This is a genomic window from Streptomyces davaonensis JCM 4913, from assembly GCF_000349325.1.
GTDB lineage: Bacteria > Actinomycetota > Actinomycetes > Streptomycetales > Streptomycetaceae > Streptomyces > Streptomyces davaonensis.
Map to the genome: position 1 here is coordinate 2,612,657 of NC_020504.1, position 15,207 is coordinate 2,627,863.

The 15,207-nt window shown below is 72.5% G+C and carries 17 protein-coding genes; 3 read left to right on the top strand and 14 right to left on the bottom strand.

Annotation, left to right across the window (positions count from 1 at the left end; genetic code table 11):
- Positions 1-63: 63 nt before the first annotated feature.
- Positions 64-1,083: a lysylphosphatidylglycerol synthase transmembrane domain-containing protein gene (locus BN159_RS11320; RefSeq protein ID WP_015657101.1), complete on the top strand. Its 1,020-nt coding sequence runs from the start codon at positions 64-66 to the stop codon at positions 1,081-1,083.
- Positions 1,084-1,130: 47 nt separating this feature from the next.
- Positions 1,131-1,688, top strand: a complete 558-nt coding sequence (locus BN159_RS11325; protein ID WP_015657102.1) for a hypothetical protein — start codon at positions 1,131-1,133, stop codon at positions 1,686-1,688.
- 13 nt (positions 1,689-1,701) lie between these two features.
- Here the strand turns inward: BN159_RS11325 and BN159_RS11330 are convergent, their stop codons facing one another.
- From BN159_RS11330 to BN159_RS11355, 6 genes are all read right to left on the bottom strand, one after another.
- Positions 1,702-2,907, bottom strand: coding sequence for a PP2C family protein-serine/threonine phosphatase (locus BN159_RS11330; RefSeq protein ID WP_015657103.1), 1,206 nt, complete (start codon positions 2,905-2,907; stop codon positions 1,702-1,704).
- Between the two features lie 105 nt (positions 2,908-3,012).
- Positions 3,013-4,203, bottom strand: a complete 1,191-nt coding sequence (locus BN159_RS11335) for an MFS transporter (RefSeq protein WP_041819107.1) — start codon at positions 4,201-4,203, stop codon at positions 3,013-3,015.
- Positions 4,178-4,744 (bottom strand): GNAT family N-acetyltransferase, encoded by a 567-nt coding sequence (locus BN159_RS11340; RefSeq protein ID WP_015657105.1) that lies wholly within the window; start codon positions 4,742-4,744, stop codon positions 4,178-4,180. Before BN159_RS11340 ends, BN159_RS11335 begins: the two co-directional genes overlap by 26 nt.
- Positions 4,745-4,748: 4 nt before the next feature.
- Positions 4,749-5,927, bottom strand: a complete 1,179-nt coding sequence (locus BN159_RS11345) for a type III PLP-dependent enzyme (RefSeq protein WP_015657106.1) — start codon at positions 5,925-5,927, stop codon at positions 4,749-4,751.
- Positions 5,924-7,189 (bottom strand): DUF6271 family protein, encoded by a 1,266-nt coding sequence (locus BN159_RS11350; protein WP_051113640.1) that lies wholly within the window; start codon positions 7,187-7,189, stop codon positions 5,924-5,926. Before BN159_RS11350 ends, BN159_RS11345 begins: the two co-directional genes overlap by 4 nt.
- Positions 7,190-7,239: 50 nt before the next feature.
- Positions 7,240-8,256, bottom strand: a complete 1,017-nt coding sequence (locus BN159_RS11355; RefSeq protein ID WP_015657108.1) for a phytanoyl-CoA dioxygenase family protein — start codon at positions 8,254-8,256, stop codon at positions 7,240-7,242.
- A gap of 45 nt (positions 8,257-8,301) precedes the next feature.
- Between BN159_RS11355 and BN159_RS11360 the strand changes: the two genes are divergently transcribed.
- A complete protein-coding gene (locus tag BN159_RS11360; protein ID WP_408055042.1) occupies positions 8,302-9,030 on the top strand; it encodes a GntR family transcriptional regulator in 729 nt (242 codons plus the stop codon).
- Between the two features lie 131 nt (positions 9,031-9,161).
- Here the strand turns inward: BN159_RS11360 and BN159_RS11365 are convergent, their stop codons facing one another.
- The 8 genes from BN159_RS11365 to BN159_RS11400 are packed head-to-tail and all read right to left on the bottom strand — an operon-like array spanning position 9,162 to position 15,205.
- Positions 9,162-9,593 carry an HIT family protein gene (locus BN159_RS11365; protein WP_015657110.1) on the bottom strand — a complete coding sequence of 144 codons (432 nt, stop codon included), beginning with the start codon at positions 9,591-9,593 and terminating at the stop codon, positions 9,162-9,164.
- Between the two features lies 1 nt (position 9,594).
- Positions 9,595-10,302: a copper homeostasis protein CutC gene (locus BN159_RS11370; protein ID WP_015657111.1), complete on the bottom strand. Its 708-nt coding sequence runs from the start codon at positions 10,300-10,302 to the stop codon at positions 9,595-9,597.
- 3 nt (positions 10,303-10,305) lie between these two features.
- The gene (locus BN159_RS11375) at positions 10,306-10,974 is read right to left on the bottom strand and encodes an HAD family hydrolase (RefSeq protein WP_015657112.1); all 669 of its coding nucleotides are present in this window, start codon (positions 10,972-10,974) and stop codon (positions 10,306-10,308) included.
- 26 nt (positions 10,975-11,000) lie between these two features.
- On the bottom strand, positions 11,001-12,098 hold the full coding sequence (locus BN159_RS11380) for a glycosyltransferase family 4 protein (protein WP_015657113.1): 1,098 nt from the start codon (positions 12,096-12,098) through the stop codon (positions 11,001-11,003).
- Positions 12,095-12,622: a dCTP deaminase gene (locus tag BN159_RS11385; protein ID WP_015657114.1), complete on the bottom strand. Its 528-nt coding sequence runs from the start codon at positions 12,620-12,622 to the stop codon at positions 12,095-12,097. Before BN159_RS11385 ends, BN159_RS11380 begins: the two co-directional genes overlap by 4 nt.
- Positions 12,619-13,149 (bottom strand): dCTP deaminase, encoded by a 531-nt coding sequence (gene dcd / locus BN159_RS11390; protein ID WP_015657115.1) that lies wholly within the window; start codon positions 13,147-13,149, stop codon positions 12,619-12,621. The genes BN159_RS11385 and dcd overlap by 4 nt, the downstream gene beginning before the upstream one ends.
- The gene (locus BN159_RS11395; protein WP_015657116.1) at positions 13,146-14,114 is read right to left on the bottom strand and encodes a diiron oxygenase; all 969 of its coding nucleotides are present in this window, start codon (positions 14,112-14,114) and stop codon (positions 13,146-13,148) included. Before BN159_RS11395 ends, dcd begins: the two co-directional genes overlap by 4 nt.
- A 50-nt stretch (positions 14,115-14,164) precedes the next feature.
- Complete coding sequence (locus BN159_RS11400) at positions 14,165-15,205, bottom strand: methyltransferase (protein ID WP_015657117.1); 1,041 nt, start codon at positions 15,203-15,205, stop codon at positions 14,165-14,167.
- Positions 15,206-15,207: the final 2 nt, after the last annotated feature.

Below are 15,207 nucleotides of genomic sequence, written 5' to 3' on the forward strand. Positions count from 1 at the left end.
CTCGCCCTGTGATTCCGTCCGCCCTGCGCCGCGAGGGCGTGACGCGGAAGGACGACGTGCCCCATGTCCCTTCTCCCGCTCCCCGCCCCCGCTCCGGCCGCCCCGCTCCCCACCACGGCCGCCGCCCCTACTCGGCGCTACTCCCCCTCCCTCGCCCGCATCGCCCGCCATGTACTGACCGTCCTGCCGCTGCTGCTGATCGGCGTCTGGGTGGCGGCCGACTGGCGCGGCGTGTACGACGGTGCCGCCCGGCTCGCCGCCGCCGATCCCTGGTGGCTGCTGGCCGGGGTCGCCTTCACCTGTCTGACCTGGGTGGCCGCCGCCGTGGTCCGGCAGGGGGCGATCCCCGAGCGACTGCCGCCCCTGCCGCTGCTCGCCTCACAGTTCGCCGCGGGCGCCGCGAACCATGTCCTCCCGGCGAGCCTCGGCGCCCATGCGGTGACCCTGCGGTTCCTCCAGGGCCAGGGCATACCGCTGCCCCGGGCGGCCGCCTCGCTCGCCCTGTACTCGCTGGTCAAACCGGTGGCGAAGACGTTCGTCCTGCTCGGTCTGCTGGTGGCCGCGCCGGGGCTGATCCGGCTGGAAGGACTCGTCCCGGACGGCGGGACGCTGCTGCTCATCGCCGTGGGAGTGACGGCCGTGCTCGGCACCCTGGGCCTGGTGCTGGCCCTCGTGGGGCCGATGCGCCGCGGCTGTGCCGGGTTCCTGCGGACCGCGCTCACCGACGCCCGGCTGCTGCACACCCGGCCGAGCCGGGTGCTGGCGCTGTGGGGCGGGGCGGCCGTCACCCCGCTGCTCCAGGCGGGCGTGGTCGCCTCGGTCGGGGCCTCGCTGGGGCTGCCGCTGTCGTGGGCGCAGATGCTGTTCGCGTTCCTCGCCGCCAGTACCGCCGTCGGGGCGGTGCCCGCGCCGGGCGGTATCGGCCCGGTGGACGCGGCGCTGGTGTTCACACTGGTCGCCCTCGGCGCCACGCTGGGACCGGCGACGGCGACCGTGATCGGTTATCGCGTGCTGACGGTGTGGCTGCCGCTGGTGCCGGGGGTGCTGGTGCTGTCGGCGCTGGTGCATCGCAAGATCCTCTGAGTACGCGTACTCATCCGGGACGCGCGCACGCCGGGCACAATCGCCGCATGCCCACCTCAACTCCCGTCCGGCGCACGCGTCTTGCCGCGACCGGTCTCGCCCTGGCCGGCGCTCTGGCCCTGACCGGCTGCGGTGACCTGCGGCCCGCCGAGCTGCCTGACGGCGCCGCCCCGCGCTCGCCGGGCGCGTCCCCGTACGTGGAGCCGGGGGCCGGTGAGGGCGCGCCGCACTACAACGAGAACAACGCCCACCGGCAGCCCCGCGACATGTCGTCGGCGCACGAGCAGGACGCCCAGCGGGAGGTCGAGCGCATCGAGCCGGTGCTCAAGAGGCTGTGGAAGCAAGGGAAGTGGGATCCCGACTCGGTGCGGGCGGCGCTGCTCGGGCTGGGCTATGAGGAGGGGGAGGAAGGGGGCTTGGCCGTCGAGGCGATGCGTTCGCGGTACCAGGACGGTGAGTACGTCGTCCCGGAGGGCGCCATGATCGGGTTGCGGGTCCATCGCGACGCCTGTGTCACGGCGTTCGTCCAGAAGTCCAACTACGGCGTGCAGGCCAACGGGCCGTACCTGGAGACGGGTTGCATGACACCGCCGGTCGGGCACTGAGGCCCGGAGCCGGTCAGCGGTGGTGGAGACGGGCGGCCAGGACCGCGACGTCGTCCTCGGCGTGCCGGGCGTCCAGCCGGGCGAGCGCGATGTCGAGGACGTCCTGGACGCCGGTGGCCGAGGAGAAGCCGACCCGGGCGAGCCGGTCCAGGGAGTGGTCGATGTCCTCACCGCGGCGCTCCACGAGTCCGTCGGTGAAGAGCATCAGCGCCTGGGAGGGGTCGAGCGGGTAGGTGGCGGCCTGGTAGCCGCCGAGCCCGGTGCCCAGGGGCGGGCCGACCGGCACCGGGAGCAGGGAGACCCGGCCCGTTCCGTCGATCACGGCGGGCGGGAGGTGCCCGGCGCTGGCCAGGGTGACCTGTGCGCGCACGGGGTCCACGCGGGCGATGAGGCAGGTGGCCGGGCGCCGCTCTGGCTCCGCCGAGGCGAGGTCGTCGAGCTGGCGCAGCACGCGGTGCGGCGGCAGGTCGGCGGAGGCGATGTAGCGCAGGGCGGAGCGGTAGGCGGTCATGTCGACGGCGGCGTCCAGGCCGTGCCCCATGACATCGCCGACGACGAGCAGCGTACGGCCGAAGTGCAGCCGTACGGTCTCGCACCAGTCGCCGCCGACCAGGGCGCTCTTTCCGACGGGCAGATAGCGGATGGCGACGTCGAGATTGGGGTGCGGGCGGCCGGGCTCGGCGAGCAGGGCCCGCTGGAGCTTGCCGACGATACTGGCGACCGCGTCGTGCTCCCGGGCGTGCCGGATCTCGGCGGCGGCCCGCTCGGCCAGGAACGTGACGAGCTCCTCTTCCGCCTGGCTGAAAGGCGCCCCCTCCCGGGAGCAGACGAGCAGGCCGTAGCGGTGATCGTGGACGGCGACCGGCACGCACAGGGCGGGCCGGGAGCCGCCGGAGGTGAGGCGTACGGCCGCCTTGCGGGTGATCTCGCCGACCCAGCGGGCGTCGGGGAGCATCGCGGGGTTGCCGCAGACGGCCTCGTACTCGGCGCCCGGCTCGCCCGGCGACCGCAGCACCGCCGCGGCGGCCCCCACCTGCGCGGCGGCCTCCCGGGTCAGCTCCGCGCGGGTGGTGTCCTCGTCCAGGGTCGTGCCGATCCGGGCGGCGGCCGCGCGCAGGGCGCTCAGCGGGGAGCCCCCGGCACCCCACGGGGCCGATCCGGCGGCGTCGGCCTGATCGGCCGTCGCCTGACTCTGAAAGGACTCGAACGATCGCGCCACAACTACAACACTAAAAGCACGCCGAACCGGAACAGGTAACGGCCAGGTTTCCTCATTTCGAACGCCTGTACGTTCAAGGGTGTCGGGACGGCCGGGCGCGGCTCCCTACTTCGCCGCCGCCACGGGGTCGGCGGCGGGCGTGGTCCAGCGGATCCGGGTCGCGCACAGGGACACGGCCAGGGCGGAGGCCGCGACGACGGCCATGCCCCACACCAGGCTGGTGGCACCGGCGACGAAGCCGATGAGGGCCGGTCCCGCCAGCAGCCCCGTGGTGCCCATCGCCGCGACCAGTGCCAGGGCCTCCGGGCCCCGCGCGGCGGCGGCGACGTAGACGCACGGGGTGACGGCCGCGACCCCGAGGCCGACGCAGGCGAAACCGAGCAGGGTGGGCAGCACCCCGCCGGCCAGCAGGGCGAGGGCGAGTCCGGTGCCCGCGAGGGCGCTGCCGAGGCGGACGATCAGGGCGTCGCCCCAGCGTTCGCGCCAGCCGTCGGCCATGAGCCGCGCCAGCACCATCACGACCGAGACGACGGCGATGCCCATCGGCACCAGATGCTCCGGCGCCTCGACGACGTCCTTGAGATAGAGCGCCGACCAGTCGTTCATGGCGCCCTCGGTCACGGTGCCGAAGGCCATGGCGCAGCCCATCCACAGCGTCAGCGCCGAGGGCAGGGCGAGTCCTCGGCGGCGCTGCTTCTTCTTCGCCTCCTGCGGCTGGGACTCCTCGTCGGTCAGCAAGCGGGGCTGGGCGTAGGCGAGAAGGAGCACCAGCAGGACGGTGGCCACCGTGAAGTGGGCGGTGACGGCGGATGTCACGAGGTTCATGCCGGAGGCCAGGAGCGCGGCGGCGAGGGAGCCCGCGCTGAAGGTGGCGTGCAGCTGGGACATGGCGGTGCGCCGGTAGCGGGCCTCCAGCGCGGCCCCCTGGGCGTTCATGGCGACGTTGAGGCAGCCGACGGCGACTCCGTCCAGGCAGATGACCAGCAGCGCGACCGGGTAGTTCGGCGCCGCGGACAGTGCCATCAGCAGCGCCCCGAGGCAGAGGGCGGAGACGAAGGCGAGGCGCCGCGAGCCGAGTCGGCGCATCAGCACCGCGACCAGTGGGAAGGAGGCGGCGGCACCCGCGCCGCAGGCCATGAGGAGCAGGCCCAGCTCCTCCTCGGTCAGGTCGAGCCGGGTCTTGAGCGCGGGGAGCCGGGCGGCCCAGGTGGCGTACTGGAAGCCGAGGAGACAGAAGAGTGCCGCTATCGCCGACTGGGCGCGGCGGAACTCACCAGGGACGCGGAACACGGTCATCAGCCTGCTTTCTGCGCATCGTTGCTTCGGCACCCGCGTGAGCGTCGCGGAGTGCCGTCGACATGTAGACCGCGTTGTCGCCGTAGCTCGCGGGGAGTTCGACCTCGCGGTGGGTCAGATAGCCGTGGGCCGCCCAGAAGGTCTCCATCCCGCCGACCGCGACCAGCGAGATCCGCCGGTAGCGCTGGGCTCCGGCCGTGGCGGTGAGCCGGTGCAGCAGCCGGCTGCCAAGACCTCGGCCGCGCAGCGGCTCGGCCACGACCAGGTCGTGCAGATGGAGGTTGGGCGAGCGGAAGACGGTCCGCTCCGGGCGGCTGAGATCGGGGTAGCGGAACGCCGGGTAGGGCAACGCGAGGACGTAGCCCGCGAGTTGCCCGTCGAGGTGCAGGACGAGACAGGTGCTGGGCGAGGCCCGGCCGCGCGATTCCAGCGCGGCCCGGCCCTCCAGCAGGGAGCTGTCCCGGTAGGCGGTGGCTTCGAGGGCCGCCACACCGGGCCAGTCGGCGGCGGCGACGGCCCGGATGCGCAGGTGGTGGTCCATCGGCTCAGGTCCCTCCGCGGGTCGCGCTGTGCGGCAGGGGGCGGAAGCCGTTGAAGCCCTGGGTCAGATAGCTGATGGCGTACGCCCCGGCGGACAGCACCCAGACCGGGTCGCCCGAGGCCACCCCTGCGGGCACCCGCACCCGGGGGTGCCCGCTCGGGTAGGCGTCGTCACTGTCGCAGGTGGGACCGGCGACGACGGCGGGCACGTACTCGGCGCTGTGCGTGGGGAAGACCAGGCGGTAGCCCAACTGGTCCATCTCGTACAGGCCGTTGAACTTCCCGCAACTCAAGTAGAGCCAGCGCGCGAGCGTGCCGTCCGGCTGCCGTCGCTCGGTCAGCCGGGACACGTGCGCCCTGATCGCACCGTGGTCGGCGACCAGGTGCCGGCCCGGCTCCATGACCACCGCCAGGGGTGCCGGGGAGAGGTCCCTGAGCCGCTCGACGCCCTCGCGGATCACCACGAAGATCTTGTCCAGCGGGGGTTCGAGCACGCTGCCCCGCCGGTCCACGTAGCCGAGCGCGGGCAGTCCGCCGCCGAGGTTGACGTGGTCCGGCACGATGCCGCGCCGGTGCAGCGCCGTCAGCACCTCGGCCAGCGAGTCGAAGGCGGACCGCCAGGCGGCGGTGGTCATCTGCTGCGAGCCGACGTGCAGGGAGAGCCCGGCCGGGGTCAGACCCGCCGCCCCCGCGGCCTGAAGCACCTGTACGGCGTCCTGCCCCGAGCAGCCGAACTTCCGGCTCAGCCCCCACAGGGCGCCCTGCCCATCGGTGGCCAGTCGGCAGAACACCCGGGAGCCGGGGGCGTGTTCGGCGATCGCCGTGACGTCCGCCAGGCTGTCGGTGGCGAAGTCACGGATGCCGAGCCGGTGGGCCTCGGCGATGTCGGTGTCGGACTTGACGGTGTTGCCGTAGTGGATCCGGTCCACGGGCACCCCGGTCCGCAGCGCCGACGCGATCTCGCCGGGGCTGGCCGCGTCGAAGCCCGCGCCCCGGTCGGCGAGGCAGGTCAGCACCTCGTCGACCGGGCACGCCTTGACGGCGAAACGGACGTCGAGGCCGGGCAACTCCCGCACCAGTTCGTCGTATTGGGCCTCGATGCCCACGAGGTCGTACACGACCCGGTCGTCGCTGGCGGCGGCCAGAGCCGCGCGCAGCCGGGGGCTCAGCCGCTGCCCGCTCACGGGGTCGCCCCCGCAAGTCCGGTGTCCCGGCTCGCCCCCACGAGGGGCGCCCAGGCCTCGGTCAGCAGTGCGAAGTCCTCGATGTCCTGCCGGGCCTCGTCGAGCAACCGCTCGCGGCGCGGCAGCAGCGCCTCGGCGAACTCGGTGTATCTGCCGCCCAGTTGACGATAGGCATCGTCGACCCGGTCCAGGCGCCACTCGTTCTCGGTCCGGTCGAGTCCGGTGCTCTCCCGCAGGAGAGCGGCGACCGCGTCGGCGCGGATCTCCTGGCGGTGGTCGAGGAGAGTGGCTCCGGCCGCGGCCATCCGGTCGTAGACGAAGTTGAAGTAGAGCATGGACAGCAGGAACTTCACGAAGCGTGTCTGGTAGGCGGCGAACCCGGTGTCCGTGCGCCGTTCCGGGGTGTGGAAGTTCTCGATGTGGCGGTTGTGCAGGACGCCGGGGAGGGTGGCGTCGTGCACCAGGTGGATGTGGAAGTAGTCGCTGCCGATCGTGTTCCGGGCCGGCGGCAGCGGCATCCGCTCGTACACCCGGTGCTCGAAGCCGATGTTGCACATGTCCACCCGCATCGGGTCGACCAGCGCCAGCCGCGTGACGTCCTCGGTGTACGGGGCGGTTCCGGCGCCGGTGAAGGACTCCGCGACCAGCGCTCGCTTCTGCTCCTCGGTCCAGTGGCCGGGCGCCCACAGGCTGACGACGTCGTCATAGACGTCCGGGTCGAGCCGACGCATCTCGGCTATGTCCACGGAGAGTTCGCCGATGAAGGAGCCGCCCACCATCGACACGGGCAGTCCGCCGTAAGCCGGATCCAGGTCCGTGTCCGACACCTCGGCCGCGACCTCGACGGCGCGCCTGCCCAGTGCGGTCAGTTCGGGATGGACGGGGAAGACCGGGGCGCCGTCCTTGGTCTGGTAACGGGAGTCCGAGTCGCGGCGGTGCACCGAGCGGCAGCCGAGGGCGGCGGCGATCAGGAAGGCACGGTTGGTGCAGGCGCCGTAGGAGACCTCGGGCGGGAGCATCAGGTCGAGCATCAGGTCCGGCTTGGGGACGCGGGCGCGGTCGATGACGGTGCGCAGGAAGTCCCGCTGCCGGGTCTCGTCGAGGTGGTGGACGGTGATGTGCGGGTGCGGGGCGAGTGCGGCGACGGTCCGCGCGTGCTCGGCGAAGGTCGGTTCGTCGCAGGAGTCGAGGATCAGCAGGTGCACCTCGACGCCGAAGTGCCGGACCGCGTAGGCCGCTTCGGCGCCGATCGCCGAGATCATCGGGGAGCAGGCCCGGTTGGTGGGCAGGACCAGGCAGACGCGGTGCCGGTTCACTGCGCGCCCCAGGAGTCCAGGCCCAGCACCTTGCGGCCCAAGCCGGTCAGTTCGGCGGCGCCGTAGCGGAGGGATTCGTGCCGGGCGGCGTCGCCGAGCAGGGTGCCGTTCCAGTCGGGGGTGCTGAGGGTGCGCCAGGAGTCGATCCGCGAGCGCCTCAGCTCTTCGTGTTCCTCCAGCGCGGGCATCATCGAGAGGTACTGGACCGCGCGGGCGCCGCTGCCGGAGTTGGGGGCCACGCCGTGCGCCAGCAGCCCGTTGAAGATCAGCAGATCACCGGCGTGGAGGTCGGGCCGCACCAGGGGGAACTCCCTGCGGTCGACGGCGGGCCGGATGGGATCGCGCCCCTCCGGCTGCTCCACCCGCCACCGGTCGAACTGCCGGAACAGCTCCGGGCAGCACTGGAACCCGCCCAGTTCGGGCTCGGTGTCGTTGAGCGCGATGATGCCCTGGACGCGCTGGGGCAGCACCTCCAGTGTGGTGTCGACGTCCCAGTGGAGCTCGATGTCGAAGCCCTGCTCGGTGGGTTCGATCAGGGAGCGCGAACGGTTCTTGATGTTGGGCGGGTTGAGGTTCAGCCGGTCCAGGGTGGTCCACAGCTCCTCGCAGTCCCAGATGTCGACGAACGCGTCGTGGACCCGATGATTCTGGCGGCTGTCCCAGATGAGCTGGTGGTGGTACGCCTCGACGAAGCCGTAGACGAACAGGTCGCGGTCCAGGTCGGAGCGGAACTCCCGTTCCTCGTACCAGGTTTCGGGGCGCTCGGGGTCGAGGCCCTGGAAGTCCCAGGCGAACTCCAGCAAGGCGCTCGCGGCTTCGGGGGAGATCGCCTCACGGACGACGACATAGCCGTACGTCTGCCAGAAGGCGAAGTCCTCCTCGGAGAGCACGCGCAGGGGGTGGGACTTCTCGATTCGACGCAGGGGGGTGGGGGTGAGGTAGGTCTCGCCGTCGGCGCTGAAGTACGGGCGGTTCGATGCCGCGCGGTGCAGACGCTGGTCAGGGATGGGCATGGCTGGTGCTCCAGGCTCGTTTGCGCTGTGGCCGAATGGCCGAGTATTGGACTAGACCAAGGAGGGGTATCGGGGGCTATAACGGAGTCCGCCGAGCGGCCGGAAGGCAGGAGCATGACCACCGATGCCGGTGCGCGAGCGCCCAAGTACTACCGCGTCAAAGAGCAGTTGCTGGAGTTGACGCGGACCTTGGGGCCCGACGCGCCGATCCCGGCGGAGCGGTCGCTGGCAGTCGCGCTGCGCACCTCGCGCACCACCGTCCGGAGGGCCCTGCGCGAACTCGCGGGCGAGGGCCGCCTCGACCGGGTGCACGGCAAGGGCACGTTCGTGGCACGTCCGAAGGTGTACGGGACCCTGCGCCTCGACTCGTGCGCCGAGGATCTGCGGGCCCAGGGAGTCGAACCCGGCGAGCGGACACTGGACGTCGGCCGGGTCGCCGCGGACGGGAAGCTGTCGGGGCTGCTCGGCGTCGGCGTCGGCGAACCCGTGCTGCGCGTCGAGCGGTTACTGCTGGCCGACGGCGAGCCACTGGCGATCGAGACGACGCACCGCAACCCCGGGGCGGGGCGCGCGACGGAGGGCGAGGTGACCGTCGAGACCACGCTGGCGACCCCGTACGAGGCCGCACTGCTGCACACCGACGTGGGCCAGCCGATGCTGCTGGTGACCCGGCACTCGCGCACCGCGGACGGCGAGCCGGTGGACCGGGTCCGCTCGGTGTACCGCGGCGCCCGCTACCGGTTCGTGACAACGTTGCTTCGGGCGACGGACTAGAGCCGGTGCGGCCGGGCCCGTCGTCCACCCGAAGGACGGGCCGCGCGGCGGCGGAGGTGCCTCCCGCGCGGGCCTGGCGCGACCGGTTCTCGGCAACGCCCGCGCTGCGGGCGGCAGTGGTCGGACGATCCTTAGCGGAGGGCATCCGCGCTCCCCTCCCCCAGGATGCGGCGGCGGGTCCTCGCCAGCGCCTCCGGGTCGGCGCGGTCCACGTACCAGGGGCGGTTCAGACGGTCGGAGTCCTCCCGCGGGACCAGGTGGACGTGCAGGTGGAAGACGTCCTGCCAGCCCGCGGGGCGGTTCGCCTGGAACAGGGTCAGGCCGTCGGGCGTCAGTACGTCGTCGAGGACCGCGGCCATGCGGTGGACGGTGCGCATCACCGCCGCCGCGTCGTCCTCGGAGATCTCCCAGATGTCCCCCGCGTGCGCGCGGGGGATGACGAGGGTGTGGCCCTCCATCACGGCCGTGTTGTCGAGGAAGGCCACGGTCCGCTCGTCCTCGAAGAGGATCTCCGCGTGCAGCCGGCCCGCCACGATGTCGCAGAACACGCACTCGGACGCCATGTCAGCCCCCGTCCTTGCGGGCGGCGGCGGCGATCAGCTCGCGCCAGCGGCGCACCGCGGCCGGGTCGACCGGGCTGTCCCAGCCCCGGTGCCGCACCGAGGTGCCGACGTGGAAGGCGTCGACGCCCCGGGCGCGCAGCGCGGGCACGTGCTCGGCGCCGAGTCCCCCGCCCGCCATGACGGCCACGGTGTGGCCCGGCCGGCCCTGGCGGTCCGCCTCCGCGAGCAGGGTGGGCAGACCGTCTGCGACACCGGCGACGCTGCCCGCGGTCAGCAGGGTGTCCAGGCCGGGCAGTCCTTCGATGGCGTACCGCAGCGCCGTCCGGTCGGCCGCGTGGTCCACGGCCCGGTGGAACGTCCAGCGGCCGCCCGGCACCGCGTCGAGCAGGGCGCGGACGGCGGGCAGGTCCGGTGCGCCGTCCGCGGTGAGGAAGCCGAGGACGAACTCCTCGGCGCCCGCCGCCCGCAGCGCCGCGGCGGCGGCGCGCAGGGCGTCGAGGTCGGCGACCTGGAAGCCGCCCTTGTCGCGCAGCATGACCCGGATCGGCACGGTGACGGCGTCCCGGGTGCGGACGAACTCCGCGAGCTCGGGGGTCATTCCGTCGGCGTCCATGTCGGCCGCCAGCTCCAGCCGGTGGGCGCCGCCCGCGACGGCCGCGCGCGCCTCCTCGGCGGAGGTGACGACGACTTCGAGGATCGCCTCGCCCATGGCTCAGACCTCCGTCCGGGGCGCGGCGGCCGTCGCGGGGGTCTGCGGCGGCCAGGTCATCCCGGTGAGATCGGGGACGATCAGATCGGCCGCGGCCAGCGCCTCGGCGGACTGGGTGGAGGTGATCGCCACACAGTCGGCACCGGCGCTCTTCGCCGCGGCGACCCCGGCCGGGGCGTCCTCGAAGACCACGACGTCGCCGGGCGCCACCCCCAGCGCCGCACAGCACTTGAGGCAGCCCTCCGGATCGGGCTTGCCGCGGCTCACGTCGTCGGAGGTGATCAGCACGTCGAAGAGGTCCAGCGCGCCGACCGCGCCGAGTTCGTGCCGGGCATAGGCGCGGGTGCCCGAGGTCACCAGACCGAGGGGGACGCCCGACTCCTTGAGCCGAACGAGGAGTTCGAGGGCGCCGGGGATGGCGCCGACCGGGGGCATGTCGGGGAGGGCCGTGTAGGCGAGGGCCTCGGCGAAGAGCTCCTCCACGGTGTGTCCGGGGAAGCGGGGCAGATGGTCGAGCAGCGCCTCGCGAGGGGGCCGCCCGGCGAAGCCCCGGATGGTGGCCTCGTCGTGCGGGACATCGTGGTTGCGGAAGAGCCGCGACCACGCCTCATGACTGCGGGGCTCGGTGTCGATCAGGGTGCCGTCGAGGTCGAACAGCGCGGCGGTGTACATGTCGGTTCCTTCGGACGGTCGGTGGCTCACCGCACCTGGGCGGAGAGGGCGGCAAGGTCGCGTGCGGTCCTGGAGAGCGGAAAGCGCGCCGCGTTGCGGAATCCGGACCGGCGCAGGCCCTCCAGCGCGCCGGGGTCGTCCCGCAGCCCGGTCAGCTCGGCCGGCGCCCGCTGAGGATCGGCGAGGAGATCGAGGGGCAGCGCCGAGTCGCCCAGCGCGTCCCGCAGCCCCGGCACCGGCTGATAGGCCACCGGCAGCCCGCAGGCCTGCGCCTCCACGGCCACCAGACCGAACGCCTCCAGCTTCGCGGACGGCACCACAAGCAGATCGTGCTCGGCGAACGCGGCCCACAGCTCCCGGCGGCTCAGCCACCCCAGATGCCGTACGGCCGACAGGTCCCGTTCCCTGGCCAGCCGCCGGAACTCGGCCACCGGCGCGGCCATGCTGAGCCGCACACCCGGTACCCCCGAGAGCGCGGCGACCAGTTCGGCGGCGCCCTTCTCCGCGGTGAGGCGGCCGGCGTAGAGGACCCGGAGCGGCCCGCCGCCCCGGGGAGTGCGTACGGGTGGTTCGGCCAGCAGGGCGTCGGGGATGCCCCAGGGGATGTGGACGATCCGGCCGCTGTCCGTCTCCGGGGCCACTCGGCGCAGTTGGTCGGCCATCCCGGCGGTCGGCACCACCAGGGAGCGGGCCGCCTCGACCGCCTCCCGCAGCACCGCGCCCTGGGTCTCGTACTCGGCGGCGAACAGCAGGTCCGTGCCGTGCACCAGACCGATGGCGGGCTGCTTGGGGTAGCCCCGCAGCAGCGCCGGGGTGGCGCCGAAGGCGAGGTGCTGGAGGTGGACGACGTCCTGCTCGGTGTGCGGGAAGCGGGCGGTGACCGCGTCCGTGAGCCGGTCGACGTAGGCCCAGAAGCCCTCGCCGCTGAGCTGTTTGCCGGGGACGTCCAGCAGGGCGAGGGTGCTCTCGTCCGGCGGTGGGGAGCCGTCTTCCGGAACCAGCATGAACGCGCTCGCCTTCAGCGGGCCGTCCGGGTCCAGATACAGGTCCTTGAGCAGTTCGACGCTGCCGCCCGGACTGCCCCAGGGCAGATCGAGTCCGGTCAGTGTCCGGGGTGCGCTCACCGCAGCTCCTCGTACAGCCGCGAGATGTCGATCCCGCTGGTCCGGGTGTACTTGCGGCCCAGGTTCTGGTAGCTGGACATCGCGCCCTCGGCGACCAGGAACACGATCTTCCCGAAGGGCATGCGGGGATAGACCCGCACCGGCCGCGCCACCCGGATCTCCAGGGTCCAGCGGATGGCGTGGCCCACGTGTCCGAGCGGGGCGGAGACATGGACCCAGACGCCGAGCGCGCCGAGGCTGCGGTCGCCGTTGATCATCTGGGCGTAGCGCTCGGAGTGGGTGCGCTCATGGGTGACGCCGAGATAGAGCCGGCCCGGCCGCAGCACCATGCCCTCGGGCGGGATGACGTGCTCGGTGACACGGGTCGCGGCGGCGGCGTCCAGTTCGTCGCCCTCGCAGACCCGGATGCGGTTGCCGAGGTGCCAGTCGTAGGCGTTGGGCGAGATCCGCTCCGGATCGAAGGGCTCGATGACGATGTCGCCGCGTTCCACGGCGGTGGCGATGGCCTCACGGGTCAGGATCATGTCGTCGGCACCGCCACGTCCTTCCAGTAGCGGGACTCCTGGGGGCCCGCCGAGGACTGGTACTTGCCGCGGTAGAGGTCGACCTCGCCGAGCGACACGAAGAACATGATCTGGCCGATCTTCATCCCCGGGTACACCCGCAGCGGCTGGACCGGGGACAGCATCAGCGTCCACTGGCCGTGGAAGCCGATGTCGCCGATGGGCGCCGTGATCTCCACGAACAGCCCGAGCCGGCCGACCGAGGACCGCCCGAAGAGCAGTGGCACGTACTGGTCGGAGCCGACCTGTTCCACGGTGTGCCCGAGATAGAGCTGGTCGGGCCTGAGGACATAGCCGTCCTCCCCGATGATGATCTCCCGGGTGGCGTTGGGCCGGTAGGGGTCGATGACGTCGTCGGTGTAGGTCAGCAGCCTGTCGCCGAGGCAGACGTTGTAGCTGTTGGGGTTCACCTGGGCCGGGTTGAACGGCGAGATGACGATCCGGCCGTCGCTCGCGGCCTCGGTGATCTCGGGGCCGGTGAGGATCATGCGGCCCTCCCCGTGGCGCCCGCGGCGCCCTCGAAGTCGAAGTCCACCCGGTCCGCCACGTCCAGTTCGCGCAGCATGCGCAGGATCCCGGAGAAGTCGGTGACGAGCAGCTCCGCCTGGCCGCCGCGGGAGTCCTCGATGATGTCCCGGGCCTTGGGGATGCCGGCGAACCGAAGGACCTTCAGCCACCAGTCGAAGTCCTCGGCGCAGAAGGCGTTGATCCCGGCGGGCAGCGACGCCACGAAGAAGTCCTGTTGCCGCCGCGAGAGGTTGACGAAGACGTCCTTCATCACCTCGACCATGACCGGGCCGTGCGCCGACTCGTCGCGGGCGTGCAGCCTCGCGATCGTGGAGTGCAGCGGCTGCACGGTGGTGTCCCGGGCCATCAGGTCGAGGAAGGCGTTCACGCTCACCTCGCCGACCGTGGTCCACAGCAGCAGGAGCAGATCCGACTCCCAAGCCTCGGCGCAGGCGTCCTGCGCCTGGTACAGCAGCCGGTTGGTGACGGGGTGCCCGCAGTCGGGCTCGGCGGTGATCCCCCGGGCCTCCCGGGTGCGCTGCATGCCGAGCATGTGCATGTACGTGTGCCACACCTCGTCGATGTGGGACTGCCGCACGATCTCTTTCACCTCGAACCGGTCCACCCCGGGGTACACGGCATGGCCGAGCTTCTCGAAGGTGGGGTTGACGACGAACTCCTCGGCGGCCACGACGCGTTCGTTGTACGCGATCCAGCCCAGGGTGTTCACCGTGCGCCGCTTGTCCTCCGGGGCGTCCCGGAAGTCGGGGTGCTCGCCGAACGGCATCAGCGCGACGGGGTAGTCGAGCAGTTCGGGGTCGTACTCCCCGGCTCCGGTGACCTTGTCCATGTCCGTGCGCACGGTGGCCCGGCGGGGCCAGGCCGCCGCCAGCCGGCGGAGCGTGCCGGGGCCGACCTGGCCGGTGGCTTCCTCGATGGTTCCCAACTCTTGCGTTCCTCCGTTGTCTTGCCGCGTCACTCGGCGGTCCTGCCGCGTCATCGGGCCGGTCCGGCGGTGGGGCGGGCCTCGATGACCCGGTAACCGCTGAAGCCGAGCGGCGCGCCGATCTCGGTGAGCTCCAGGCCGGCGGCGTCGAGGAGTTCGGTGAACTCCCGCTCGGTGCGCTCCCGGCCGTGGGTCAGGACCATCAGGTTGAGGTCGCTGACGGTGAGGAAGGGGTCGGTCGTGGTGTCCGCGACGGGCGGTGCGACGACCTCGACGATCAGCACCCGGGCCGTGTCCGCCATGACCCGGCGGCAGTTGCGCAGGATCGCCACACAGCGCTCGTCGTCCCAGTCGTGCAGCACGCTCTTGATCACATAGCGGTCGCCGCCCTCGGGTACGGCGGCGAGAAAGTCCTGGGCCACGAGTTCGCACCGGTCCGCGACGCCCGCGGCGGCGAGCGTCGTGGGGGCTCCGGCCACGCCCACCGGGGTGTCGACCAGGACCCCGCGCAGCTGGGGGTGGTGTCCGAGCACTCCGGCGAGCAGGGCGCCGTTGCCGCCGCCGACGTCCACGACGGTCTTGACGTCGGCGAAGTCGTAGGACCGCGCCAGCGCCTGGGCCTCCGCGCCGCCGCTGACCGCCATCGCGGCGTGGAACTCCGCGCCCAGCTCCGGATCGGCCGCGAACAGGTCGAAGACCGAGCCTCCGGTGACCGATTCCACGGACGGCCGTCCGGTGCGCAGGCACTCGGTGAACCGTCCCCAGGAGGCCCAGACGGCCTCGCTGAAGTAGGGCATCAGCATGGGGCGGACGGAGCCGGGCACGTCGGAGCGGAGCGGTTCGCCGGCCGGTGCCAGCCGGAAGCCGTCCTCGCCCCGCTGTTCCACCACGCCGAGGGTGGCCAGGCCCCGCAGCAGCCTGCGCAGGGCCGGGGCCCGGGTTCCGGTGCGCTCGGCCAACTCCTCGGTGGTCAGGGGCTGTTCGGCGAGCAGGTCGGGGAGCCGCAGCCGGGCCGCGGCGTGGATCATCTGGGCGGGTATGAAACCGAAGGCGAGGCGGTAGAGGTTGGCTGCCGCCATCGGGTCGATCATGG